This is a genomic window from Undibacterium sp. WLHG33 (assembly GCF_049544815.1).
In the GTDB taxonomy this organism is placed as follows: domain Bacteria; phylum Pseudomonadota; class Gammaproteobacteria; order Burkholderiales; family Burkholderiaceae_D; genus Undibacterium.
The window spans coordinates 2,780,338-2,804,607 of record NZ_CP186697.1 but is presented as its reverse complement, the minus strand read 5'-3'; the positions used below and the strand labels follow the sequence as shown (position 1 = coordinate 2,804,607).

Here is a 24,270-nt window from a genome sequence, read left to right as displayed (position 1 = left end):
TTTTTTACGCACGTAAACAACGGAATTTTTATGCAAGCAAGTACAACTGAAAATAAAAACCACACCATTCTGACTGGCGACCGCCCTACCGGTCCGCTCCATTTGGGACATTTTGTCGGCAGCCTGCGCAATCGCGTCAAATATCAACATCAATATCAGCAGTACATCATGCTCGCCGATGCGCAGGCATTAACGGACAATATGGACAATCCGGCCAAAGTTCATGACAACGTACTTGAGGTTGCGCTGGATTACCTCGCCGTCGGCATTGACCCCACCAAATCCACGATCTTCATTCAGTCGCAAATTCCCGAACTGACAGAGCTAACCTTCTACTATCTGAACCTGGTTTCAGTTGCCCGCCTGGAACGCAATCCAACGATCAAACAAGAGATCATCCTGCGTAATTTTGAGCGCGACATTCCTGCTGGATTTCTGACATACCCGGTCAGTCAGGCCGCTGATATTACTGCATTCAAAGCAAGCCTGGTACCTGTAGGTGAAGACCAGATTCCTATGATTGAACAGACAAACGAAATCGTTCGCCGCTTCAATCGTCTGGCGAAGAAAGACATTCTGGTTGAGTGTCAGGCACTGGTACCAGAGATCGGTCGTTTGCCGGGTATCGACGGAAAAGCCAAAATGAGTAAATCCCTGGGAAATACAATCAACCTCGGCGCCAGTCCGGCAGAGATAAAAGCGGCAGTGCGCAACGTCTATACGGACCCATTGCATCTGCGCGTCAGCGACCCTGGCCATCTGGAAGATAACGTTGCGTTTATTTATCTGGATGCGTTCGATGAAGACAAAATCGGTTTACAAGCAATGAAAGACCACTACACACGCGGTGGCTTGGGTGACAGCGTAGTCAAGGCACGACTTGAAGGAATTTTGCAGGATCTGCTTGCACCAATTCGTGAGCGTCGCGAGGAATATGCGAAAGATCGCGGCCAGGTTCTGCAGATGCTCAAAGAGGGAACCCAAAAAGCGCGGGAGATTGCAGCCAAAACGACCGATGAAGTGAAAGCCGCGATAGGGCTAAAACATTTCTGATTAAACAAAAAAAGAATGTTAACCAAGCCATTGGCAATGGCAAACTTTTGCGTTCGATAACAGATATGATCTGAACAATGTATCAACATTGATTAACCATCATAAGTTTTGTGATGAATCAAACGGACCTTATTCAGATCATCCATCATAAACGTTCGATCTCCCACTACCGAAAGGAAGAATGATGTACAGCAAAATTCTTATGCCAACCGATGGGTCGGAACTAGCCAATGCCAGCATTCAAGCGGGTATTGAGTTTGCGAAAAAAGTGAATGCCAAAGTAGTAGGCATATTTGTAGCGGCAAACTATCAGTACCCTATTTACATCGACATCATTCCGCCAAACACACCAACCGAAGAGGAATATCAGGCAGCAATGCGGGCCTTTGGCGAGTCTTATCTGGAACCCGCACGAGTTGCTGCACAAAAGGAAGGGCTGGAGTTCGAAAGCGTAGTCAAATTCAGCGACGCTCCCGCAAAAGAAATCGTGCACACAGCACAAGAATACGCCTGCGACCTGATCTTCATCGCGTCACACGGGCGCAGTGGCGTCGGACAATTACTTTTAGGAAGCACAACCAGCAAAGTTTTATCCTTGTGTGATATTCCAGTTCTGGTACACAGAGTCAAAAAACACTGAGCTGTTGACGGGAACAGGCAATAAGCAACTGATTAAGTTGTACAGTACAATAGTGCGAGTCTTGAGACTCAGCTTGTACAAAATCCAACTGCACCACTGATCAATGATTAGAATTCTTATTGCCGATGACCACACTATAATGCGCGAAGGACTCAAGCGCATACTTGATGGAAACGACGACATTCATGTAGTTGCAGAAGCTGTCGATGGATTTGATACTTTGGAAAAAGTCAGAAACACACAGTTTGATGTTCTGCTCATGGATCTTTCCATGCCAGGCAGAAGCGGCGTCGATCTGATTCGCCAGATCAAAGATGAATTTCCCAAGCTCCCTATCCTGATTCTTACCATGCATGAGGAAGAGCAATACGCTGTGCGTGCGATCAGAGCGGGTGCCAGAGGGTATCTGACGAAAGAAAGTGCAGGTACGCAATTGGTGACTGCATTACGCAAAGTCGCTTCGGGCAGGCCGTACATCAGTATTGAGGTCGCAGAACAATTAGCGATGAATGCTATGCCTGCAGACGATAATCTTCCACACACCAGCCTCTCCGACAGGGAATTTGAAGTGTTCAGCCATATTGTCAAGGGAAAAACAATTACTGAAATTGGCGACCTGTTACACCTCAGCGTAAAAACAGTCAGTACGCATAAGATGAGGATTATGCAAAAAATGAATATGAGCAATATTTCGGATCTGGTCCAATATGCTGTGGCCCATAATCTTCTGATTCCTAACGCCTGACCCTGCACTACCCTCTCGTCACTATTTTGTAGGAATATTCCTATAAGATCAGCCGCAAATCTGACAAGTCAAATCAGCATTACCTGATTTAAATCAAAAAGCCCAGCCGTGATAATAGACATCAAGCAAACAAGCGATGTCTTACATCACGAGCACCATGAATTTATTTATCGTTGAAGATTCGGTTTTAATCCAGAACCGGCTCATTCGTTTCGTAGAAGAAATACCTGGCATACACGTTATCGGTGTTTCCGGTGACGTCGATACTGCCTATGACAGTGTTATCAATAGCGACACTGATGCAATGATTCTCGATTTGCAGTTAGGCGATAAAAATGGCTTGCAACTTTTGAAAGATGTGAAGCAAAATAAACCAGAGATCAAGATTGTCATTCTCACGAATCATTCAACAGAAGACAATCGCGTGCACGCAATGCGCGCTGGTGCAGACGGTTTTCTCGACAAATCTACTGACTTCAACCAGATACAGAATTTTCTGTACAACTGGGAGAGTCCAAATATGTCGAAACAAGTTAATTAATTTTCGTTTATCCAGGAGACTCACATGACAACAGTTGCTCAAACTTCCCGCCAGGTCAGCCATCATATTCCAGCAAACAAAACGATCCTTCCAATGATGTCAAATGAGGCAGGATGGCGTTGCCACGGCAATTTATGGTCTGACCTGAGTCAGGTCTGTGAACTGTTGAATATTCCTGCGCCGCTTAACGCAACAGATGAAGAGGCATTATTTCAGCATGTGCGTTTTAAAGCCGGACAACGCATCCATACAATCGGTCAGAATTTTGAAGCCTTGTACGTTGTCAACTCGGGATTTCTGAAAACCGTATTGATTGATGAATACGGTAACGAACAAGTGCTGAGCTTTCCGATGAAAGGTGATCTGCTCGGAATTGATGGCATCCACAACCAACAGCATGCCTCCGAAGCCGTTGCTTTGTCTGATTGCGACATTATTATTTTGCCCTACAAGGCGTTTGCAAATCTGGGCCGCAATTATCCTGAATTGGAACATGCAATGTTCAGTGTGATGAGCCGCGAACTGGTACGTGAACAATTAATGATAGGCATGCTCAGTGCACTGAGCGCAGAAGCCAAAGTTGCCCGTTTTCTGACCACACTGGGTGATCGCTTCAGTCAACTGGGTTATTCAGGAAAATCATTCAACCTGCGTATGACGCGCCATGAAATCGGCAGCTACCTTGGTCTTACATTAGAGACTGTCAGCCGTACGCTTTCTGCATTTAACGAAATGGGTCTGATCAGCGTTGATCAACGTGAAATCTGTTTGCTGGATACGACCGCATTGAAAACCTTACGTCGTCTGCCACCGGCAAAAACCCGGAACAAAGTCAGTGATAAAGTATCTGTTATGGTTGGAAAAAAACTACTTCCACAATGGGGAAATGAGACAGCAGTTGTCGTATAAAATATTTAAGTTAGAATCTGGCAACTTGCGCAAAAATTCGTACGCCGATTTTTGATTCATTACCAATTTTCGCCTCAGCGTTTATTTCTCTCTGAGCGGAGAAATAATTAACAGGAGCAATGACATGACATATAAGACCATACTTGTGCACGTTGATGAATCAGAGCGTTCCAATGTAAGAATCAAATTTGCGGCAGACATTGCGAAATCGGAAGATGCACATTTAATCGGAACTGCGGTGACCGGCGTATCCCGTTTTATTTATCAGGACGGAAACATCAGCGCCAGTGATCCAAACTTGACAATACATCTTAATTTTCTCAGAGAACGTGCTGAAAAAGCCGTCGCAAATTTCAACCGCGAAGTAGAAACAACAGGCATTTCATCTCATGAAAGTATGATTGCCAATGATGAGGCTGGCGGTGGCATTGGTCTTCAGGCCAGATACAGTGATCTGGTGATCATCGGGCAAACCAACCACGATGAGCCTTCGCCCTCTGTCCTGCCGGATTTCCCCGAATATATTTTGATGAACTCCGGACGTCCGGTACTGATCATCCCCTACGCCGGCGATTTTAATACCATCGCGAAACGCCCTCTGATTTCCTGGGATGCAAGCAGAGAAGCGACCCGTGCTGTTACTGATGCATTGCCTTTGCTGAAAAAAGCAGATGTTGTTCAGGTTGCGATTTTTAATCCTAAATCCACGCCTGATGCTCATGGCGAACAACCAGGTGCGGATATCGCACTTTATCTGGCAAGACATGGTGTCAAAGTTGAAGTTTCCGTCCACAAAACGTCGACCGATATCGGTAACGCATTGCTGTCATTAGCGCATGATCTTGATAGTGACATGATCATTATGGGCGGTTACGGACATTCCCGCTTCAGAGAAATGATCATGGGTGGTGTGACTAAAACTATTCTTGAAAGTATGACTGTCCCAGTATTCATGTCTCACTGATAATTACTGGCATCAGTTCCATGACCTTGAAAATAGTGGCATCCATTGATGGATGCCACTTTTCTTTTTAACAAGATATCAATACAAACTGACGTCTAGCGCTAAAATTCCCAGATATTATTCTCTTACCATCCTGTCGCATGTCATCCCAACCCACCTCCTTAACTTCAAGATTATCCGAGGCTCGCTGGATAGCGGGTTTTCTGTTCGTTCTGTCCTGTTTTATATGGATAGATCAGGAGCGTCTCTCCGTATTCGTTGTGCCAGCACCTCTGCCGGTTCACACCTTTCTTGAAACGGTAACGATCGTTATCTTTGCATCGGTATTTATCGTTTGCTGGAATGCATTTGGTGAAGTGCGTAAAAAAAGCAGTGTGATACTGGCCGTTGCATTTCTCTGTACGGCGACACTGGGTTTTTTTCACACGCTCACATTTCAGGGTATGCCGGGATTCGAGACCGCAGGCGACATGCACAAGTCCATGAGTTTCTGGCTGATTTCAAGATCCATCATTGCTACAACTTTACTTGGTCTTGCCTTTGATCCGGAAGACTCAGAAATAAGTCAGATGCAATCATACGGCATTTTGACGGCAGGCCTGCTGGCAACATTAGGCTGGGGCATCCTGGTTTTTGCTTTTCCCGATTGGATCCCTCTTACTTTTATCCAGGGAGCGGGTCAGACGTCCTTCAAAGTAGCATGCGAAACCTCATTAATTGCAGCACATATCTTGGCTGCCGTTTTATTTTACAGACACGCATTACGCTTCCAGATTGATAAGACTGCAGAGCATTTGCATATCGACAGAGTACCTTTGTTTTTAGCCACCATCATGATGGCAATGTCTGAAGTGTATTTCTCAATCTACGCCGAAACCAGTGATGTCAATGTCGTCATCGGACATACGTTTCAGCTATTCTCTGCGATCGCAATTTATCGCAGTATGGTTGCAGTCAACATCCACACACCATATGCCAGCCTTGCTGCATCCACTCACAGTCTCGCGGAATCTGCTGAAGAATTAAAACTGGAACGCCAGCGCCTGAGCCGTATGATAGACACCGCCATCGATGGCATCATCACCGTCGATGAAAAGCAGGATATTATTCTGGCCAATCCGGCAGCTGCTCTGATTTTCGGTTACGAAGTCAACGATTTAATAGGAACATCACTCAACCGCTTAATCCCTGCCCGCCATCGCGAGACACATAAAAATCACGTGCAACAATTTGGAGAGGCAGGTATCACCCGCCGCAAAATGGGCACTGATTTTGAAGACTTCTATGTCACCGGATGTAGGGCATCAGGCGACGAGTTTCCGATTGAGGCATCAATTGCTCACCAGCTGGAGAACGGGAAACGCTATTACACGGTCATCTTCAGAGATATTACTGACCGAAAAGTGGCAAAAGAAAAAATGGCAAAGTATCACGAGCAGCTAAGCCAGCTCTCAGCCACACTGCAATCAATCCGTGAAGAAGAGCGTAAACATATTGCACGCGAGTTACACGATGACCTGGGTCAGCTACTTGCCGCACTGAGAATGGATTTGTCCTTACTTCAACGAGATCCTTCTTTTTTAGAGCGAAATAAGCCCACCATTAATAGTATGGATCAGTTGATATTAACTGCGATTACTACGCTGCGACGGATCGCCACCGATCTGCGCCCCCGGGCACTGGATGAAGGTGGGCTTTTTTTTGCGCTGCAGACTTTACAGCGCGATTTTTCTCATCGTCATCGTATTAATTGTGAATTGATTGCAGATGAGGATCAACTGACCTTGGATGACGCGCGAAGCACCGCTATTTTCCGTATTGTTCAGGAATCATTGACCAATGTGGCACGTCATGCTGAAGCCAGCGATGTCCAGATTGAATTTCAACGCTCCGAAGAAATACTTCAGTTAAATATTAACGACAATGGCAAAGGAATCGTTGAAGAAGATATGAGCAAAACCAGCTCATTCGGCTTGGTGGGTATGAGAGAACGAATCAAAGCGATGAATGGAGAATTTCAGGTTCTGAGTACACCGGGTGAGGGTACGACGCTGGAAATAAGAATACCTCTGACAGATTAAATAGTGTCAAATATGTAGCAATGTAAAAAATACGGAATACACTACAGATATGGCAATATTTAAGGGAAGAAAAAACTGATGTTATCTTCAATGTTGAGCAGTGGCCTTTCAGGCATGCGGGCAAATCAAACTGCATTAGATGTATCGGGTCATAATGTAGCGAATGCTGAAACTCAAGGTTTTCTACCTCAGCAAGTCAGCTTTCAAGAAACAGGTAATGGGGTAACTGTCAGCGTCACCCAGGAGGGCTTCCGAATGGCTGCGCAAGAGACCAGTGGTACGGATCTGACGAAAGAAATAGTACAGTCTATTCAATACAAAGCTAGTTTTGACATCAATGCAAAAATGGTCAAAACCGCTGATGAATTATTGGGAACACTGATTAACACTAAAGCATAATCGCACATGCTTTTGCAGGCAAATGCTAGCGATCAGGTAATACACAAAGAAAACCTGGCATCTGCTGCATATCCGAATACCAGAGTCCGAGTATGCCAATCGCTATCAGTATAAACGCACCTGTATATTTTAAAGCCGCAGGCACCCTGACATTACTGACAGCGTTAAATATTCCCTGGCTCAGCAAAAGATGTGGCATTGCACTCAAGCCAAATAACAACATGAGTACAGCGCCTGAGAATGCGTCCCCGGCCAACAAGGCAAAAGGCGCCATCCCCCAAAGTAGTCCGCAAGGCAGACATCCCCATGCCATACCGACAAAAAATGGATACTGAATACCTTGTTTTAAGGGGGGCACCCAAAAAAATAATGATTGCCGTAAGCGCGAAACATGTGGGCTCAAATAGCTGAAATGCAAACGCATTCCGGTTACTTTGAGTCCCAAAATAATCAGCGCAAGATTACCCGCAATAAACAAGATTTGATGGATGGGAAAGTATGGTTTCAAAATCATACCCGCAGCCCCCAAGCCTCCGAACACAGCACCGATGATCATATAGGTGGTCAGTCTGCCCGTCTGGAGCAGAACCTGAAAACGGACATTGTTATTTAACGAAACCTGAGGCAGACTTTCGGCATTGCCATCACGACTGATAGGAATTACTTTTTGTCTGCCATTTCCGGCGCGGCTGAGCATGGACGATATACCACCGCACATACCGACACAATGCACTCCTCCAGCGATACCAGCGGTTACAGCAGCAAGTATCAGAGGCAGAGTCAGCATATCAATAAATAAATTTGAAAACTTCCATTCTTAAATGGAATAGAAACTGAGGTAATCACATTATGTCGTTTGCAGCAAAAAGCTGGCTCACTTAACAGAACACATTTGTGTTGAACTTCCAGACCACGCAAACGTACATCCTGCCAATCTGACACCCGCTCAATTCAGAACTCAATGCGCTTTTTGCACCAGCAACGCGGTCAGACCGCTAGACAGAATACCTAACAGCCAGAACATGAAAAAACCGATGGTATACACCCCTGTCAGGTGTATTTGCAGACGCTGATCAAAAATAATCAACTCCATGGGATCAACGAGACTGAAAAACAAACCTGTTGCAGCACACGCCATCAAAAACGCTGGCCACAACACGATCATCAACATTGGCCGCAAGTGGGCTTTGCTGTGAGCTGAATTCTGATGTTCCAATCTCGTCCCCTTTTGTGATTATTTAACTGATCAGTCAACGAATCATAGGGATGCGCAATTATTTTGCTGTACCTAATTGCACCACCTTTTGTGCCGGCTCAAACCAATCCCCGGTCAGTCGCCAATCAGTCGTTTCTAATTTAATGTGAAACAATTTAACAGAACTTGCAGAAATATTCGATACTAACTTTAAATCACCTTCATAGATACCGGGGCTCACCCTCACCATCGGTAAACGATGTACGATTTCATTGACAGAGGAGCCACTCTCGGCAGCGTTCGCCAGGCTGAGTTTCACCGTTTCCGGCAAGCTACCATCGCCTGCTAAATGCATACGCAATTTACCAGCGGAGGCATCAAGACTGAGAGTTGCCCCCAGGTGTAGTTCACGTGCTTTTGCATCTCGCTGTATATCTTTATTGATCATTAAGCCTTGTTTGTAATAGTCCTCAGCAACGACCTTGTCAGCGCCACGGAATGCAATAGCGCCTGTAAAAATACTCGCGCAAACAACAACAGCCGGACCGCCTGCGACCAACAATAACCACGGCTCTTTGTACCACTTATCCCGTTTTTTTGACACCAGTATTGCGTCCATGACTACTCCTTATCTCGGAACAATAAATACAGCTTTTTCAGTCACGTTCACTTCTGGCGAATCCAGGTCCTTCACCACAAACCAGATACGATTTGACCCAGTCTGAAGAACGTTAGCAGGAACACGGACACGTACAGGAACAGCTTTTGCTCCAGCTGACTTCACATCAATATCAGCATTTTTAACGATCGTCGCACCGCTAACACCTTTTACTTCGACCGAATAACGTCGCGCAGACTCCTGAGTATTCATCACTTGCAGGCGATAGACATTTTCAATCTCGCCATTTTCAGTGATTTTTGGCATACCCCGATCCCTGATCACATCAACCTTTAAAGGGACGTGATAGAACAGTGATACCGCCGTCACTAAAATAATTAAACTTAAAATTCCGCTGTAAATTAACGTTCTCAGACGGAATACGCGCTTCCACATCGCTTTATTATCCAGCTTGCCTGTGAGAGCATGTTCAGTTGTATAGCGAATCAGACCCCGCTCATACCCCATTTTATCCATCACCTGATCACAGCCGTCAATGCATAAACCGCAGGCGATGCACTCATATTGCAAACCATTACGAATATCTATCCCGGTAGGACAGACCTGAACGCAGATTCCGCAGTCAACACAAGAACCGAGACCCGCCGCTTTGAAATCGACTTTCTTGTTACGAGAACCACGTGGTTCACCACGTGCACTGTCGTAAGTCACAATCAATGTATCTTTGTCGAACATCGCACTTTGGAATCGTGCGTAAGGACACATGTATTTACAGACTTGCTCCCGCATCCAGCCGGCGTTACCGTAGGTAGCAAAACCGTAGAAAAGAAACCAGAACGTTTCCCAAGGCCCAAGCGTAAAGGAGCCGACGGAGATGGCCAATTCACGTATAGGAGTGAAGTAACCGACAAAGGTAAAACCCGTCCACAGGCTTAAAACAAGCCACAAAAAGTGCTTGACGAATTTTAAAGAAAATTTACGTGCAGTTAATGGACCCGTATCGAGTTTGATACGCGCGTTACGATCACCTTCGACCTTGCGCTCTATCCATAAAAATAATTCTGTGTAAACGGTCTGAGGACAAGCATAGCCACAGAACAAACGTCCTGCCACTGCAGTAAATAAAAACAGTGACAGAGCTGATATCACCAGCAAGACCGCGAGATAAATAAAATCCTGCGGCCAGAAAACAATTCCGAATATGTAAAACTTACGCGCAACAAGATCGAATAAGACTGCTTGTCGATCGTTCCAGTTAAGCCACGCTGTGCCGTAAAACAGCAACTGCGTAAAAGCCACCATTACCCAGCGCCAGGATGCAAACCACCCCTTTTGAGTACGAGGATATATTTTCTTACGTTCCTCAAACAGAGCCAGCTCTACTTCATCCGTCGGCACCGGAGTAATGGGAATATGCTTCATTTTAAAACTTCATCTTTCTTATTTAAACAATGCTCCAGCTCTTACTTTGCAGCGCTTTCAACCGCAGGAACAACGGCAGTAGCAATTTGTTTGATGGTTGCTGCTTCCGCATCTGATACTTTCCCTGCTTCAGCGTCATTTGACAAACCCCAGACATAAGCTGCCAACAGGTGGATTTTACCGTTGCTCAGTTTCGCTTCCTGTGCTGGCATCAGGTTATTTCTACCTTTGTTGATCGTCTCCATTATCGTATCAATGTCACCACCGTACAACCAGGTTTTATCAGTCAGATTCGGCGCACCCAAAGCCTGATTTCCTTTACCGTCTGCACCATGACATGCAGCACATGCGGCAAACTTTGGCTTACCTAAGGCTGCTTTGATAGGATCATGGGCAGAATTGGATAAACTCAGTACATAGTTAGCAACATTACGGACATCATCATCACTACCAACTGCTGCGCCCATCGGAGGCATCTGACCGTTACGACCGTGAGTAATGGTAGTCTTAATGACAGCAGGATCACCACCATACAACCAATCGTTATCTGTCAGATTTGGATATCCCTTACCGCCCTGCGCATCAGATCCATGACATTGTGCACAATTGTTCAGGAATAGACGTTGAGCAATCTCACGTGCTTGCGGATCTTTAGCGACGTCTTTGATATCCATCGCCAGATATTTATTGAAGATAGGGCCATATTGCGCTTCCCCGTCTGCCATTTCTTTATCGTAAGCACCAACCTGAGACCATCCAAATGAACCCTTGTTGCTACCAAAACCTGGATAAACAACCAGATAGCCAATACTGAAGACGATTGTCAGATAGAACAACCATTTCCACCATTGTGGTAACGGATTGTTTTGCTCCATCAAAGTACCATCCCATACGTGGCCCGTCGTTTCCGCAGGTAAAGGCTTACCGTCAGCACCAACCTTTACTTTGACTTTCGACTGCGTCCATAACAGAACCACACAGAAGACGATGCCAAGAGCTACGATGGCGGCGATGCCTATACCCCACCATTCATTAAAAAAATCTGCCATGACTATTTTCCATTCTCATTATCAATTGGCAAGCGAGCCAGTTTTTCGAAGCGCTCCTTGTTACCGGAACTAAACGCCCAGTAGACGATGCCCAGGAAGACAAACAGGCTAATCACCGTCACCACACTGCTCAGGATCGTGAAATTCATAATTTACCCTTTCAAAAAGTGATAACCCAAGGAGCCACTCTTTAGTTTTTATTTTTAATCGCTGTTCCAAGAACTTGCAAATATGCGATCAAAGCATCTTGTTCAGATTTGTTTGCCAGATCTGCCGGACCTGCCTTGATCTGCTCATCAGTGTATGGAACCCCCAGAGTCTTCATCGCAGTCATTTTTGGAACGATGCTGTTCGGATCCAGAGGTGTTTTTGCCAACCATGGATACGCAGGCATATTCGATTCAACAACAACCGAACGTGGATCATTCAAGTGATCACGGTGCCAGTTGTCGCTGTAACGACCGCCAACGCGAGCCAGATCAGGACCAGTACGCTTACTACCCCATTGGAAAGGGTGATCATAGACAGACTCACCTGCAACGGAATAATGTCCGTAACGTTCAGTCTCAGCACGGAAAGGACGGATCATCTGAGAATGGCAGCCGTAGCAACCTTCGCGCAGATAAATATCACGCCCTGCCAGTTGCAACGGTGTATAAGGCTGCATTCCCTGAACAGGTTGCGTGGTCGATTTCTGAAAGAACAGCGGAACAATCTCAACCAGACCGCCAACGCTGATCGTCAGAATCGTCAGCACCAGCAGCAGACCTACGTTACGCTCAATCAGATCATGAGTAAAATTACGCATCAAATTTCTCCTGTTGATTTAAGCATGAGCGGAATTAGCAGACAACGCTGGAATTGCGTTATTCACTGGTTTAGCAGCCATCAGTGTTTTTGCAACGTTGTAAGCCATGATAATCATGCCACTCAGATACATTAAACCACCTGTTAAACGGATGACATAGTATGGGAATGTCGCTTTGACAGACTCAACGAAAGAGTAAGTCAGAGTTCCGTCTTCATTCACTGCACGCCACATCAGACCTTGCATCACACCAGCGATCCACATAGATGCGATGTACAGGACAACGCCGATAGTCGCAACCCAGAAATGAATCTCGATCAGACGCTTACTGTACATTTGTGTCTGTCCGAACAAACGTGGAACCAGGTAATACAAACTACCGATGGAAATAAAGCCAACCCAACCTAAAGCGCCAGAGTGAACGTGACCAACTGTCCAGTCAGTATAGTGCGACAAGGCATTCACAGTTTTGATCGCCATCATAGGACCTTCAAATGTCGACATACCGTAGAAGGACAGAGACACAATCAGGAAACGCAGGATAGGATCGGAACGCAATTTGCTCCAGGCACCGGACAAAGTCATAATGCCGTTGACCATACCACCCCATGAAGGAGCCAGCAAAATCAGGGAGAACACCATACCGATGGATTGTGCCCAGTCAGGCAGCGCGGTGTAGTGCAGATGATGTGGACCCGCCCACATGTAAGTGAAAATCAATGCCCAAAAGTGGACGATAGACAAGCGGTAGGAATACACAGGACGCTCGATTTGCTTAGGAACGAAGTAGTACATCATGCCTAGGAAGCCTGCAGTCAGGAAGAAACCCACCGCGTTATGGCCATACCACCACTGAACCATCGCATCCTGCACACCAGCATAAGCCGAGTAGGATTTAGTCAGTGACACTGGCAGTGCAGCACTATTTACGATATGCAACACTGCGACGGCGAGAATGAACGCGCCGTAAAACCAGTTTGCGACATAAATATGTTCCACTTTACGTTTTGCCAGCGTACCGAAGAAGACGATCGCGTAAGCAACCCAGACGACGGCGATCAACAAGTCAATCGGCCACTCCAGCTCTGCGTATTCTTTACCTTGGGTGAAACCCAAAGGCAGAGAAACTGCAGCTGCAACGATCACCAGTTGCCAACCCCAGAAAGTAAACTCAGCCAGACCATCAGAAAACAAGCGTACATTGGAAGTACGCTGCACTACATAATAAGACGTCGCCATCAGCGCGCATCCGCCAAACGCAAAAATCACTGCATTAGTATGCAAGGGTCGCAAGCGCCCATAGCTAAGCCAAGGTATCCCTGTTAAAAATTCTGGAAAGGCCAGTTGAGTAGCAATCACCACGCCCACAAGCATGCCGACTATTCCCCAAACCACAGCCATGACAGAAAATTGGCGTACAACCCGATAGTTGTATGAGTTTTCTTTAGTTATCGTCATGATCTCACTCTGTTGTAAAAATACACTGAAAGAATAACAACCGCACTGCACAACTACATTGATACATATCAAATATTACCGGAATCCGCGCCTGCTTCATGCTATTCACAACAGCCTCAAGAATAACGCCGATTAACGGTTTGCGCAAAAAAAACGGCGCCGTGATGGCACCGTTTTTTGGTCAGAATTTTTTGACTACTGGATTACTTGCGCAGATGCGGCGATTGCTGATTTATTGACGCTGACTTTCGCCTTCTTCTTCAACAATTCTATGTAAGCCAGCAAGTCTTGCTGCGACTGCATGCTTGCAATCTGTTGCGCATCTGAAGCCCGTTTTGCTGCGTCGGGAACACCAGCTGTCACTTTGGAAATACGGAAAACACTATAACCCGCATTACCAAGAGCAACTCCAACGTAAGCTGGCAATTTTTGCGTATCCGCCTTCATGATCTGAATAACTGCCTGTGCAGGAATATCCTGTGGCTTGGCACGAGATATAACTTTAACGTCAGAAAATCCATTAACTGAATCTGTTGCTTTCAATGCAGCCAGCTTCGCCTTACCTTCTTTTTCGGCGAGCAGCTCAGCCTCAGACTGGGTAAGTTTTGCAACAATCGCCGGTCTGACTTCCTCCAACGGACGTTTGCTCGCTGCTTTGTATTCGAGAATACGACCTGCAATCATCGTATTTGGTGCAACCTCAATAGCTTCTGTGTTGTGCTTTTTCTTCACAGCACCATCAGAAAAAATTGCCGTCAGAAATTTAGCATTGTTTGTCAACACGGAAGCTGGAAGAGCCTTGTTCGGCTCACGCGTCAATCCGTCCACCACTTCTATTTTGAGTTTGAGCTTATCCGCAACCGGCTTCAGACTATCCGCCTGCTCGTACACCATGTTACCGAATGTTTCCGCTGCCTCAGCATAAGCTTTTGCTGCTTTCTGTTTTTTAATATCAGCAGTAATCTGCGCGCGCACCTCTTCCAGAGGTTTGACCATCGCAGGCTTTACATCAGTCAGCTGAATAATATGAAAGCCAAAATCAGACTGCACCAAATCACTGATCTCACCTTTTTTGAGCTTGTATGCAGCATCCTCAAATGGTTTCACCATTGCGCCCTTACCGAAAAAGTCAAGATCACCACCACGCTCTGCTGAGCCTGGATCCTGAGAATTTTCTTTTGCCAGCTTTGCGAATGAAGCAGGATTTTTGCGAACTTCTGCTAACAATGACTCAGCCTTCGCTTTTGCCTTCGCTTTTTCAGCATCACTTGCTTCTTTTTTTGCTGTGATCAGAATATGGCTGGCGCGGCGTTGCTCTTCAACACTGTAAGCTTTGGCATTACTCTTATAAAACTCCTGCACGTCCGCATCGGACACAGTCACCTGCGCCTGCAATACATCATTATTCAAGACAACATATTCAGCCTTGATTGACTCAGGAATTTCAAACTGAGCAGCATTTTTATCGTAATAAGCTTTCACCATTTCATCAGTGACTTTTACCTGCGAAGTAAAATCAGCTGCTTTAAAGTTCAGCACCTGAACTTCACGCTCCTGCTCACTGATCTGCGCGATACGATCCACCACAGTCTTAGGAATAAAACTCGTGTTCTGCACGGCACCCGCTAACTGCTCAACCGCCAGATCCTGACGCATACGCTGATCAAACACTGCCTGAGTCATCCCCTGAGAGGCAAGATAATTCAGATAACGCTCCCTATCAAAACTACCATCCGCCTTGACCAGACCCGGCAAAGCAAGAATCTGTTGCTGCAAGGTCTGATCGGTCACAGTCAGTTTGCTGTTTTTAATTTCGGCAGCTACCGCTTTACGCGCAATCAATTCATCCAGAACACTTTTTTTCATTTCTGGCGTATTCATCATTTTAGGATCGAACTGAGGGCCATAACTTTGACGGAATTTATCCAACTGCTCACGCAATGCAAGATCCAGTTCCTGCTGCGTTACTGCCTGCCCGGCGACAGTCGCCACTGTTGCACCTGCAGTCGCTTGCGACCGGGTATAACTTTCGATACCAAAAAAGGCGAACGAAGGGAAAATGATCAGCAACAATAAAAATTGCATTAAGCGCTGATGGGTACGAATAAATTCAAACATGTTCAACCTATCGTATGACGAAGAATAACAATCACAAAATTGCAAATATAAAAAAAGGCGAACTTTCGTTCGCCTTTTCAGTTTTCTGGCGGAGCGGACGGGGCTCGAACCCGCGACCCCCGGCGTGACAGGCCGGTATTCTAACCAACTGAACTACCACTCCTTTTTACTACTATTGCAAATTTACTGGTGGGCGCTGAGAGGCTCGAACTCCCGACCTAAGCCTTGTAAGGGCTCCGCTCTACCAACTGAGCTAAGCGCCCGCACCTAAAACTTACATTCACGTCGCCGTTAGTCTGCATAAAACAGCGCCGCGAAAAAACATTAGTTTACAGCATCTTTCAATGCTTTGCCAGGTTTAAATTTAGGGACCTTGGCCGCCTTGATTTTAATTGCATCACCGGTACGCGGATTGCGGCCGGTTCTCGCAGCACGTTTACCGACAGAGAATGTGCCAAAGCCAACCAATGTGACTGTACCGTTTTTCTTCAGCGTTGTTTTTACCGCACCGATCAAAGCGTCCAGGGCGCGGGAAGAAGCCGCTTTTGAAATATCCGCTGTTTTCGCAATATGATCGATCAACTCAGTTTTATTCACTTAAAGCCCCCTCACAAAAATTTGAATTTCGCGACGATGTATTCGATTGTTTCTCAGTCTCGCATCTATCACGGCAAGCAGGAAATCTGCATCCGGTATTAAAACAAGCCGCAAAGCCTTGTGTCAAGCGGTTTTACACGCTTTCATCACAATCTTAAAGATTAAGTTTAACTTTACTCAGTATAATTTCGCACATACATCCTTGCTGAGTTCAAATTTACAGCAAATTAGCGCGAACATGCAGGCCATCAATTAAACGAATACCGCACGCACGTAGCGAAAACAGAATTCACATCAAACTCTCTGACATCAATATGAAACCAATTCAAACCATCGGTACACCACTCTCCCCTTCTGCAACCAAGGTTATGCTACTGGGTTCCGGCGAACTGGGAAAAGAAGTCATCATTTCACTGCAAAGATTAGGGGTGGAAGTGATTGCGGTGGATCGCTACGAAAATGCACCTGGCCATCAGGTAGCGCATCGCGCTTACGTCATCGATATGACAGACGGTGCTGCGCTGGCGGCTCTGATTGACGTAGAACGGCCTGATCTGGTCGTTCCTGAAATCGAAGCCATCGCCACGCCGATGCTGGTTGAACTGGAAGATGCCGGCAAAGTACAGGTAATTCCGACAGCGCGCGCAGCGTGGCTGACAATGAATCGCGAAGGCATACGCCGCCTTGCAGCTGAAACACTGGGACTGGCGACATCCCCCTATCGTTTTGCCGACAGTTTGGAAGAGTTGCGCGCTGCATGCACTGAAATTGGTTTTCCCTGCATCGTTAAACCAGTCATGTCATCTTCCGGCAAAGGGCAATCGAAACTCGACAGCGCCGCCGACGTCGAAACTGCATGGAACTACGCTGTAGCAGGCGGGCGCGTGAATGCAGGTCGCGTCATCGTTGAGGGCTTCATCGATTTCGACTACGAGATCACACAACTGACCGTGCGTGCAGTCGGCGACAATGGCGAAATTCAGACGCATTTCTGTGAGCCTATCGGCCACGTTCAAGTACAAGGTGATTATGTCGAATCCTGGCAGCCACAGGCGATGCATCCAATGGCACTGCAACGCGCACGTGATATCGCAAAAAAAATCACTGACGACCTTGGCGGTCTCGGCTTATTTGGCGTTGAATTATTCGTCAAAAACGACATGGTCTGGTTCTCCGAAGTCAGCCCGCGCCCTCATGACACCGGGATGGTCACCATGTCGAGTCAGGTACAGAATGAATTTGAACTGCATGCCAAAGCCATACTCGGATTGCCAGTCAATGTCGCCTTGCGCACACCAGCGGCATCAGCAGTAATTTATGGTCAGCACGAAGCAAAAGGCATCGCATTTGAAGGCGTTGCGGCGGCATTACAAGTTCCCGGAACAGATATCCGTCTGTTCGGAAAACCAGAATCTTTTACCCGCCGACGCATGGGCGTGGCATTGGCAGCAGCGGGCGACACCGATACAGCTCGCCGTCTGGCCAAAGAAGCCGCAGGCAAAGTAAGACCTGTCATAATAAAGTAAATCATTTCAACAAACGCAGGTCTGTCAGCACGTTCACCGCGACATCATCTTAGCGGCGGCGCAACAGCAAGACCGTGTTTTTACAAAGCAGCTTATGAAGAATTTTGATGTAGTCATCGTTGGCAGTGGTCTGGCCGGATTGTCCGTCGCCCTGCATCTGGCACAAACAAGAAAAGTCGCCATCATCTCCAAACGCGAGTTACTGGACGGTGCCAGCAACTGGGCACAGGGAGGCATTGCCGCCGTACTGGATTCGCATGACAGTCATGACCAGCATATTTCAGACACACTGATCGCTGGGGGCGGCCTGTGTGACGAAGGAGCAACCCGTTATATTGTTGAGCATGGGCGTGAAGCAATTGACTGGCTGATAGAACAAGGCGTGCCGTTCACCCGCGACGATGAAGCAGAACTCGGCTTCCACCTGACGCGCGAAGGTGGTCATAGCCAGCGTCGCATCATCCACGCAGCCGATGCGACTGGGCATGCGGTACAGGTGACACTAGAACAAAAGGTCCGCAATCACCCCAACATATCGCTGTTTGAACATCATTACGCGATTGACGTCATCACTTCTGCCAAGCTCGGCGATACATCCTCAACACCACGCTGTCTTGGCCTGTATGTACAGGATGTCAAAACCGGCAAAGTCGATACCTTTGCGGCCCAGCACACCGTGATGGCAACCGGCGGCGCAGGTAAGGTTTATCTGTACACCACGAATCCGGATACGGCGACTGGCGACGGGATAGCCATGGCATGGCGCGCAGGCTGCCGCGTCGGTAATATGGAATTCATACAGTTTCATCCGACCTGCCTGTATCACCCGTTTGCCAAATCTTTCCTGATCACGGAAGCGGTGCGCGGCGAAGGCGGTATTTTAAAATTACCGGCCGAAGCAGGTGCTGCTGCTGGCAAGCGCTTCATGGCTGATCATGATGAGCGTCTGGAACTGGCACCACGTGACGTCGTGGCGCGCGCGATCGACTTTGAAATGAAAAAACGCGGTCTCGATTATGTAGAGCTCGACATCAGCCATCAACCGCCGGAATTTTTGAAGGAACATTTTCCGACGATTTATGCTCGCTGTCTGGAACTCGGTATCGACATTACCAAACAAGGTATTCCTGTCGTGCCAGCGGTGCATTTCACCTGTGGCGGCATTGTCACCGACACCGATGGCAGAACCGATCTGCACGGTTTGTATGCAGTCGGCGAAACGGCTTACACCGGCTTGCATGGTGCAAATCGTCTGGCCAGCAATTCCCTGCTGGAATGTCTGGTCGTTGGCCGCGCTGCGGCAAAACACATAGAAAGTCAGGAAAGAATTACACCGATTGCCTTACCAGACTGGGATGAAAGCCGTGTTTCTGACGCCGATGAAGAAGTCGTGATCGCCCACAACTGGGATGAATTACGCCGCTTTATGTGGAATTACGTCGGCATCGTGCGCACCACCAAACGGCTGGAGCGCGCGAAGCACAGGATACGTTTGCTGAAAGAGGAAATCGACGAGTATTACGCCAACTTCCGCATTTCCAATCACTTACTGGAATTGCGCAATCTGGTTGAAGTCGCCTCACTCATCGTCAACAGCGCATTGTCTCGCCGCGAAAGTCGTGGCCTGCATTTCAGTCGCGATTATCCCGACACCTTACCAAAGGCCTTACCAACAGTGCTGACACCAAAGCGCAAAAAGTAAGCATCAGGCGATACAACACAATCAAGAATCACGAAAATGGCAAAAAACAATGCCGCCACAGCCCAATATCCATGCGGGCTCTGGCGGCATTGCTTTATACGGAAAAGAAAGAAAAAAGTCCGCGCTCAGATAATCCGTAAGGAATAATCCGTCGCCTTGATCTCCTTGGTCAGGCTGCCGATGGAAATACGGTCAACACCAGTTTCAGCAATCGCACGAACGGTAACATGATCGATGCCACCGGACGCTTCCAGTAAAGCACGTCCAGCATTGATCGCCACCGCTTCACGCATCATGTCGGTATTGAAGTTATCCAACAAAATCGACGTCGCACCGGCTTGCAATGCCGTCTGCAATTGCTCCAGCGTTTCCACTTCTATCTGTATGCTGACGCCCGCATTCAGGTTCAGTGCCTGCTGCATAGCCGCAACAACACCGCCGGCAGCCGCAATATGATTTTCCTTGATCAAAATGCCGTCATACAAAGCCAGACGCTGGTTTTTTCCACCGCCAACGCGTACCGCATATTTTTGCGCCAGACGCAGTCCTGGCAAGGTCTTGCGCGTATCGAGAATCGCCGCTTTCGTGCCGGCAATGATGGCGACATACTTGCTGGTCGCCGTTGCCACTGCGGACAACAACTGCAGGAAATTCAGGGCAGAACGTTCGGCTGTCAGCAAAGCGCGGGCTGGCGCCTTGATTTTACAAACCACGGTATTGGCCTTCATCGCATCGCCTTCCGCGTATTGCCAGTCCACTTCGATAGAGGTATCCAGCGTCGTCATCACGGCATCGAACCATGGCGCACCGCACAGAATGGCATCTTCGCGCACTATCACCTGCGCCTGCACCACCTCATCGGCAGGCACCAGCAAACCAGTCAGGTCGGCGGCACCGACATCTTCGGCCAGTGCATCGCGGATATTGCGTTCAAACGCTTTTTGCAGATCGGCGTCAAACGGCGAATGGGAGTTTTTCAGATTACTAGGCATGAGTAAAAAATCCTGAGCGGAGTTCAGTTAAGCCGGACCAATGCCGGAAAATAAGCGGGCTTCTTTTGCCAGATCGGAGGATGGGCGCACATTGGCTTTTTTTGCCGCCGCAAAATCCAGCATGCGGTCAATGCAGACGCGCGCTTTTTGCCCGACCACAGGATCAACATGAATTTCATGATCGCTGTTTTCCAGCACGTGCAGCAGATTACGCAAGCCATTCATCGCCATCCACGGGCAGTGCGCACAGCTCTTACAGGTAGCACTGTTGCCGGCGGTCGGCGCAACGATAAAGCGTTTACCCGGCGCAGCCATTTGCATTTTGTGCAGAATGCCGTTGTCGGTGGCGACGATGAATTCCTGCGCATCCATGGTTTGCGCGGCATGAATCAGTTGCGAAGTGGAACCAACCACGTCGGCCTGTGCCACTACAGACGCTGGCGATTCCGGATGCACCAGAACTTTGGCGTTTGGATATTCCGCCTTCATCACATCCAGTTCCACGCCTTTGAATTCATCATGTACCAGACAGGAACCCTGCCACAGCAGCATGTCAGCGCCGGTTTCTTTCTGAATGTAGCTACCCAGATGTTTGTCCGGTGCCCACAGAATTTTTTTGCCTTGTGCATGCAGGTGGCGCACGATGTCCAGACCGATGCTGGAAGTCACCATCCAGTCGGCGCGTGCTTTAACGGCGGCGCTGGTGTTGGCGTACACCACCACGGTGCGGTCAGGATGGGCATCGCAGAATGCCGCGAATTCATTCGCATCGCAGCCCAGATCCAGCGAACAGGTCGCATCCAGATCCGGCATCAGAATCGTTTTTTCAGGACTCAGGATTTTGGCGGTTTCGCCCATAAAGCGCACACCGGCCACGATCAGGGTTTTGGCTTCATGATCACGGCCAAAACGCGCCATTTCCAGCGAATCAGATACGCAGCCGCCGGTTTCTTCGGCCAGATCCTGCAAGTCTGCATCCACATAGTAATGCGCCACCAGTACCGCCTGCTTTTCTTTCAGCAAGGCACGGATACGGTTTTTCAGGGCGATTTTTTCCTCCGGTGTCGGCGTATCCGGCACTTTGGCCCACGCATTGGCGACACAACTGCTGCCTTCTTCCATTAAAGGACGTTCAAATTCAACGACTTTGGTAGCTTCCATCATTCTCTGCCTATCGCCGGAAGCACGCTGGAGGGCGTTCCGGCATCAAAATATACTCCCCCGGGGTATATAAAAAGGCCCAGTGTTTACGCTGACAATAGGCCGGTTTTGGCATATACCCCCTGTTTTTCAGGGAAATTGAGGATAAAAAACGCCGGTTGCGCTGTGGGCGGAACCGGCGTTGGGATCACAGCAAAGGCGATAGTATACGCTGTTACCAGATGTTCACGCGTTTCGCACCCTGACGCAATGGCGAACGATCGCCCTTACATTGGAAGGCCTCCGCGAACTCCGGCATGTTTGCCAGCGGCGCAATGACGCGGTATTTGTCCGGCGCATGCGGGTCTGTGGCCAGTTTCATGCGCAACATTTCATCACGAATCAGGCTGCGGAAGCTTTGCGCATTTGCCACAAAAAAACGCTGATCCGGCGTCAGTCCGTCAATTTCTGCGGCCTGCGGTTTGGTCTTCAGCGATTGACGTAAGGCTTGTAACGCGATTTTCAAGCCGCCCAGATCGGCGATATTTTCACCGGCCGTCAGCTTGCCGTTAATGTGCAACTGATCGATAGGATTAAATTCATCGAACTGACGCTCAATGGCCTTGGCGCGCAACAGGAATTTTTTCTCATCCTGCGGCGTCCACCAGCTTTTCAGATTTCCCTGTGCATCGAACTGCCGCCCTTCATCATCAAAACCATGCGTCAGTTCATGCCCTATCGTCGCGCCGGTATTGCCGTAATTCGCTGCCGGATCAGCATTCACATGGTACAGCGGCGGTTGCAGTATCCCAGCCGGGAAAACCATTTCATTCATGGTCGGGTTGTAATAGGCGTTCACCGTTTGCGGCGTCATGCCCCATTCGTTACGGTCGATAGGTTTACCTAATTTTGCCAGCACACGCTTGAATTCAAATTCAGAAGCGCGCGCGATGTTGTCTGCATACGAGCCCTTGTCGATCTGCAAGCCGGAGTAATCGCGCCAGACATCGGGATAGCCGATTTTCACCATCACCGTATCGAGTTTTTTATACGATTGCTGCTTAGTCACATCCGACATCCACTCCAGCTTACTGATGCTGTCGCGCATCGCCGCCTTGATGTTCGTCACCATTTCCTGCACACCGGCTTTTGCTTCCGGCCCGAAGAACTGCGCCACATACAACTCACCCATGGCCTCGCCGGCGTGAGCATCAATGCTTGCCAGCACTCGTTTCCAGCGCGGTTGCAGCTCTTTCGTCCCGGCCAGAGTTTTGCCGTAAAAATCAAAATGCGCATTGACCAGCGCAGAATTGAGTGCCGATGCCCGCGTATTCAGTAATTCCCAACGCAGATAGGTCTTCCACTGATCGAGGGGAACACTGTCAAGCAGACGGTCTGCTTCCGCAAAAAATTTTGGATGAGCGATATTGATCTGACCCGGCTGCGTTAAACCCACACCTGAAAAATAGCTGGTCCACGGCGTCGCTTTCGCCACTTTCTGCAGCCCGGCCAGGTCGGACAAATGATAGCTGGCCTGCGGATCACGCAACTCAACCTTGGTCAGAGACGCTTTGGCGAGACGGGTTTCCAGCGCCAGTACATCTGCCGCATTTTTTGCTGCGACGTCAGATGTATCGCCCAGAAAGCCAAACATCTGCGTCATGTAGGACAGATATTTAGCGCGGATTTCTTTCGTTTTTGCATCGGTTTTCAGATAGTAATCACGATCCGGTAAGCCCAGACCACCTTGCATCAATTGAGGAATGTAGCGGCTCGCATTTTTTGCGTCCTGATCAATCGTAAAACCAAACAGTGGATTCACACCCTGCTTGTGTAACGCAGCGATCATGGAAATGAGCTGCTGCTTATCGCGGAGGGCATATATTTGCGCCAGTGTTGCATCCAGTGGATGAATTCCCTCTTTTTCGATCTGCACTTCATTCATGCCGCTGGCGTAAAACGCACCAACCAGCTGCGCTGCGCGGTGCTGATCGTGACCCGCCGCGGCTGTTTCCGCGATCTTTTTCAAGGCAATCATATTGCGCTCAGTCACCTCGTCAAAAGCACTGTAACGCGAACGGTCTGCTGGGATAGGATTATTTTTCAACCATAGCCCATTTGCGTATTCATAAAACTGTGTGCAAGGATCTGCCTTCAAATCCATCGTCGCTGATTCAAGTACCAACTGGTTTGACGTTGCTGTTTGTGCCCGCGATACCGGAGACAGACAAGCCAGACTTACCATTGTGGCAAGAGCGCTGCGTTTAAAAAGTTGAGGTGTGAACATCATTTTTATCTTATTAATTATAGGT

23 protein-coding genes and 2 tRNA genes are annotated in these 24,270 nt (G+C 48.0%); 10 read left to right on the top strand and 15 right to left on the bottom strand.

The window, feature by feature from the left end; translation table 11 throughout:
- Window positions 1–30 precede the first annotated feature (30 nt).
- The 8 genes from trpS (at window position 31) to ACOTSW_RS12770 (ending at window position 7,332) form a co-directional block, all read left to right on the top strand.
- Complete coding sequence (gene trpS / locus ACOTSW_RS12805) at window positions 31–1,053, top strand: tryptophan--tRNA ligase (RefSeq protein WP_186885848.1); 1,023 nt, start codon at window positions 31–33, stop codon at window positions 1,051–1,053.
- A 184-nt stretch (window positions 1,054–1,237) separates the two neighbouring features.
- Window positions 1,238–1,693, top strand: a complete 456-nt coding sequence (locus tag ACOTSW_RS12800; protein WP_423679463.1) for a universal stress protein — start codon at window positions 1,238–1,240, stop codon at window positions 1,691–1,693.
- Between the two features lie 103 nt (window positions 1,694–1,796).
- A complete protein-coding gene (locus ACOTSW_RS12795) occupies window positions 1,797–2,438 on the top strand; it encodes a response regulator (RefSeq protein ID WP_423679462.1) in 642 nt (213 codons plus the stop codon).
- A 136-nt stretch (window positions 2,439–2,574) separates the two neighbouring features.
- Window positions 2,575–2,979, top strand: a complete 405-nt coding sequence (locus ACOTSW_RS12790; protein WP_423679461.1) for a response regulator — start codon at window positions 2,575–2,577, stop codon at window positions 2,977–2,979.
- Between the two features lie 96 nt (window positions 2,980–3,075).
- Entirely contained in the window at window positions 3,076–3,888 is an 813-nt protein-coding gene (locus ACOTSW_RS12785; protein WP_423682317.1) for a helix-turn-helix domain-containing protein, read from the top strand.
- A 124-nt stretch (window positions 3,889–4,012) separates the two neighbouring features.
- On the top strand, window positions 4,013–4,852 hold the full coding sequence (locus tag ACOTSW_RS12780; protein WP_423679460.1) for a universal stress protein: 840 nt from the start codon (window positions 4,013–4,015) through the stop codon (window positions 4,850–4,852).
- Window positions 4,853–4,992: 140 nt separating this feature from the next.
- A complete protein-coding gene (locus tag ACOTSW_RS12775) occupies window positions 4,993–6,933 on the top strand; it encodes an MASE3 domain-containing protein (RefSeq protein ID WP_423679459.1) in 1,941 nt (646 codons plus the stop codon).
- A gap of 78 nt (window positions 6,934–7,011) precedes the next feature.
- Window positions 7,012–7,332, top strand: coding sequence for a flagellar basal body rod C-terminal domain-containing protein (locus ACOTSW_RS12770; RefSeq protein ID WP_423679458.1), 321 nt, complete (start codon window positions 7,012–7,014; stop codon window positions 7,330–7,332).
- A 25-nt stretch (window positions 7,333–7,357) separates the two neighbouring features.
- Here the strand turns inward: ACOTSW_RS12770 and ACOTSW_RS12765 are convergent, their stop codons facing one another.
- The 12 genes from ACOTSW_RS12765 to ACOTSW_RS12710 form a co-directional block, all read right to left on the bottom strand.
- On the bottom strand, window positions 7,358–8,119 hold the full coding sequence (locus ACOTSW_RS12765) for a sulfite exporter TauE/SafE family protein (protein WP_423679457.1): 762 nt from the start codon (window positions 8,117–8,119) through the stop codon (window positions 7,358–7,360).
- Window positions 8,120–8,290: 171 nt separating this feature from the next.
- Window positions 8,291–8,548: a hypothetical protein gene (locus ACOTSW_RS12760; protein WP_423679456.1), complete on the bottom strand. Its 258-nt coding sequence runs from the start codon at window positions 8,546–8,548 to the stop codon at window positions 8,291–8,293.
- A 58-nt stretch (window positions 8,549–8,606) separates the two neighbouring features.
- Entirely contained in the window at window positions 8,607–9,146 is a 540-nt protein-coding gene (locus ACOTSW_RS12755; RefSeq protein ID WP_423679455.1) for a FixH family protein, read from the bottom strand.
- A gap of 9 nt (window positions 9,147–9,155) precedes the next feature.
- Window positions 9,156–10,568: a cytochrome c oxidase accessory protein CcoG gene (gene ccoG, locus ACOTSW_RS12750; RefSeq protein WP_423679454.1), complete on the bottom strand. Its 1,413-nt coding sequence runs from the start codon at window positions 10,566–10,568 to the stop codon at window positions 9,156–9,158.
- 41 nt (window positions 10,569–10,609) lie between these two features.
- Window positions 10,610–11,617, bottom strand: coding sequence for a cytochrome-c oxidase, cbb3-type subunit III (gene ccoP / locus ACOTSW_RS12745; protein WP_423679453.1), 1,008 nt, complete (start codon window positions 11,615–11,617; stop codon window positions 10,610–10,612).
- Window positions 11,618–11,619: 2 nt separating this feature from the next.
- The gene (locus ACOTSW_RS12740) at window positions 11,620–11,766 is read right to left on the bottom strand and encodes a cbb3-type cytochrome oxidase subunit 3 (protein WP_162018315.1); all 147 of its coding nucleotides are present in this window, start codon (window positions 11,764–11,766) and stop codon (window positions 11,620–11,622) included.
- 41 nt (window positions 11,767–11,807) lie between these two features.
- Complete coding sequence (gene ccoO / locus ACOTSW_RS12735; RefSeq protein WP_423679452.1) at window positions 11,808–12,425, bottom strand: cytochrome-c oxidase, cbb3-type subunit II; 618 nt, start codon at window positions 12,423–12,425, stop codon at window positions 11,808–11,810.
- Between the two features lie 18 nt (window positions 12,426–12,443).
- Window positions 12,444–13,883 carry a cytochrome-c oxidase, cbb3-type subunit I gene (ccoN, locus tag ACOTSW_RS12730; protein ID WP_423679451.1) on the bottom strand — a complete coding sequence of 480 codons (1,440 nt, stop codon included), beginning with the start codon at window positions 13,881–13,883 and terminating at the stop codon, window positions 12,444–12,446.
- 195 nt (window positions 13,884–14,078) lie between these two features.
- A complete protein-coding gene (locus tag ACOTSW_RS12725; protein ID WP_423679450.1) occupies window positions 14,079–16,001 on the bottom strand; it encodes a SurA N-terminal domain-containing protein in 1,923 nt (640 codons plus the stop codon).
- An 86-nt stretch (window positions 16,002–16,087) separates the two neighbouring features.
- Window positions 16,088–16,164: transfer RNA gene (locus tag ACOTSW_RS12720), tRNA-Asp, on the bottom strand.
- A gap of 24 nt (window positions 16,165–16,188) precedes the next feature.
- A tRNA-Val gene (locus ACOTSW_RS12715) sits at window positions 16,189–16,264 on the bottom strand.
- Between the two features lie 61 nt (window positions 16,265–16,325).
- The gene (locus ACOTSW_RS12710) at window positions 16,326–16,598 is read right to left on the bottom strand and encodes an HU family DNA-binding protein (protein ID WP_423679449.1); all 273 of its coding nucleotides are present in this window, start codon (window positions 16,596–16,598) and stop codon (window positions 16,326–16,328) included.
- Window positions 16,599–16,912: 314 nt separating this feature from the next.
- Here ACOTSW_RS12710 and purT point away from each other — a divergent pair, with 314 nt between their 5' ends.
- Window positions 16,913–18,124 carry a formate-dependent phosphoribosylglycinamide formyltransferase gene (purT, locus tag ACOTSW_RS12705; protein WP_423679448.1) on the top strand — a complete coding sequence of 404 codons (1,212 nt, stop codon included), beginning with the start codon at window positions 16,913–16,915 and terminating at the stop codon, window positions 18,122–18,124.
- Window positions 18,125–18,218: 94 nt separating this feature from the next.
- Window positions 18,219–19,826, top strand: a complete 1,608-nt coding sequence (gene nadB / locus ACOTSW_RS12700) for an L-aspartate oxidase (RefSeq protein WP_423679447.1) — start codon at window positions 18,219–18,221, stop codon at window positions 19,824–19,826.
- Window positions 19,827–19,951: 125 nt separating this feature from the next.
- On the opposite strand, the gene nadC is transcribed toward nadB, so the two are convergent.
- The 3 genes from nadC to ACOTSW_RS12685 form a co-directional block, all read right to left on the bottom strand.
- The gene (gene nadC, locus ACOTSW_RS12695; RefSeq protein WP_423679446.1) at window positions 19,952–20,818 is read right to left on the bottom strand and encodes a carboxylating nicotinate-nucleotide diphosphorylase; all 867 of its coding nucleotides are present in this window, start codon (window positions 20,816–20,818) and stop codon (window positions 19,952–19,954) included.
- Between the two features lie 27 nt (window positions 20,819–20,845).
- Window positions 20,846–21,979 (bottom strand): quinolinate synthase NadA, encoded by a 1,134-nt coding sequence (gene nadA, locus ACOTSW_RS12690; protein ID WP_423679445.1) that lies wholly within the window; start codon window positions 21,977–21,979, stop codon window positions 20,846–20,848.
- A gap of 214 nt (window positions 21,980–22,193) precedes the next feature.
- The gene (locus ACOTSW_RS12685; protein WP_423679444.1) at window positions 22,194–24,245 is read right to left on the bottom strand and encodes a M13 family metallopeptidase; all 2,052 of its coding nucleotides are present in this window, start codon (window positions 24,243–24,245) and stop codon (window positions 22,194–22,196) included.
- Window positions 24,246–24,270: the final 25 nt, after the last annotated feature.

Bases quoted from the DNA above. Each gene is read 5' to 3' on its own strand.
- purT (WP_423679448.1), top strand. From the start codon at position 16,913: ATGAAACCAATTCAAACCATCGGTACACCACTCTCCCCTTCTGCAACC.
- ACOTSW_RS12770 (WP_423679458.1), top strand. From the start codon at position 7,012: ATGTTATCTTCAATGTTGAGCAGTGGCCTTTCAGGCATGCGGGCAAAT.
- ccoO (WP_423679452.1), bottom strand. From the start codon at position 12,425: ATGCGTAATTTTACTCATGATCTGATTGAGCGTAACGTAGGTCTGCTG.
- ACOTSW_RS12765 (WP_423679457.1), bottom strand. From the start codon at position 8,119: ATGCTGACTCTGCCTCTGATACTTGCTGCTGTAACCGCTGGTATCGCT.
- ACOTSW_RS12740 (WP_162018315.1), bottom strand. From the start codon at position 11,766: ATGAATTTCACGATCCTGAGCAGTGTGGTGACGGTGATTAGCCTGTTT.
- ccoP (WP_423679453.1), bottom strand. From the start codon at position 11,617: ATGGCAGATTTTTTTAATGAATGGTGGGGTATAGGCATCGCCGCCATC.
- nadB (WP_423679447.1), top strand. From the start codon at position 18,219: ATGAAGAATTTTGATGTAGTCATCGTTGGCAGTGGTCTGGCCGGATTG.
- ACOTSW_RS12755 (WP_423679455.1), bottom strand. From the start codon at position 9,146: ATGGACGCAATACTGGTGTCAAAAAAACGGGATAAGTGGTACAAAGAG.
- nadA (WP_423679445.1), bottom strand. From the start codon at position 21,979: ATGGAAGCTACCAAAGTCGTTGAATTTGAACGTCCTTTAATGGAAGAA.
- ACOTSW_RS12780 (WP_423679460.1), top strand. From the start codon at position 4,013: ATGACATATAAGACCATACTTGTGCACGTTGATGAATCAGAGCGTTCC.
- ccoN (WP_423679451.1), bottom strand. From the start codon at position 13,883: ATGACGATAACTAAAGAAAACTCATACAACTATCGGGTTGTACGCCAA.
- ACOTSW_RS12795 (WP_423679462.1), top strand. From the start codon at position 1,797: ATGATTAGAATTCTTATTGCCGATGACCACACTATAATGCGCGAAGGA.
- trpS (WP_186885848.1), top strand. From the start codon at position 31: ATGCAAGCAAGTACAACTGAAAATAAAAACCACACCATTCTGACTGGC.
- ACOTSW_RS12685 (WP_423679444.1), bottom strand. From the start codon at position 24,245: ATGTTCACACCTCAACTTTTTAAACGCAGCGCTCTTGCCACAATGGTA.
- nadC (WP_423679446.1), bottom strand. From the start codon at position 20,818: ATGCCTAGTAATCTGAAAAACTCCCATTCGCCGTTTGACGCCGATCTG.
- ACOTSW_RS12775 (WP_423679459.1), top strand. From the start codon at position 4,993: ATGTCATCCCAACCCACCTCCTTAACTTCAAGATTATCCGAGGCTCGC.
- ACOTSW_RS12725 (WP_423679450.1), bottom strand. From the start codon at position 16,001: ATGTTTGAATTTATTCGTACCCATCAGCGCTTAATGCAATTTTTATTG.
- ACOTSW_RS12785 (WP_423682317.1), top strand. From the start codon at position 3,076: ATGTCAAATGAGGCAGGATGGCGTTGCCACGGCAATTTATGGTCTGAC.
- ccoG (WP_423679454.1), bottom strand. From the start codon at position 10,568: ATGAAGCATATTCCCATTACTCCGGTGCCGACGGATGAAGTAGAGCTG.
- ACOTSW_RS12800 (WP_423679463.1), top strand. From the start codon at position 1,238: ATGTACAGCAAAATTCTTATGCCAACCGATGGGTCGGAACTAGCCAAT.
- ACOTSW_RS12790 (WP_423679461.1), top strand. From the start codon at position 2,575: ATGTCTTACATCACGAGCACCATGAATTTATTTATCGTTGAAGATTCG.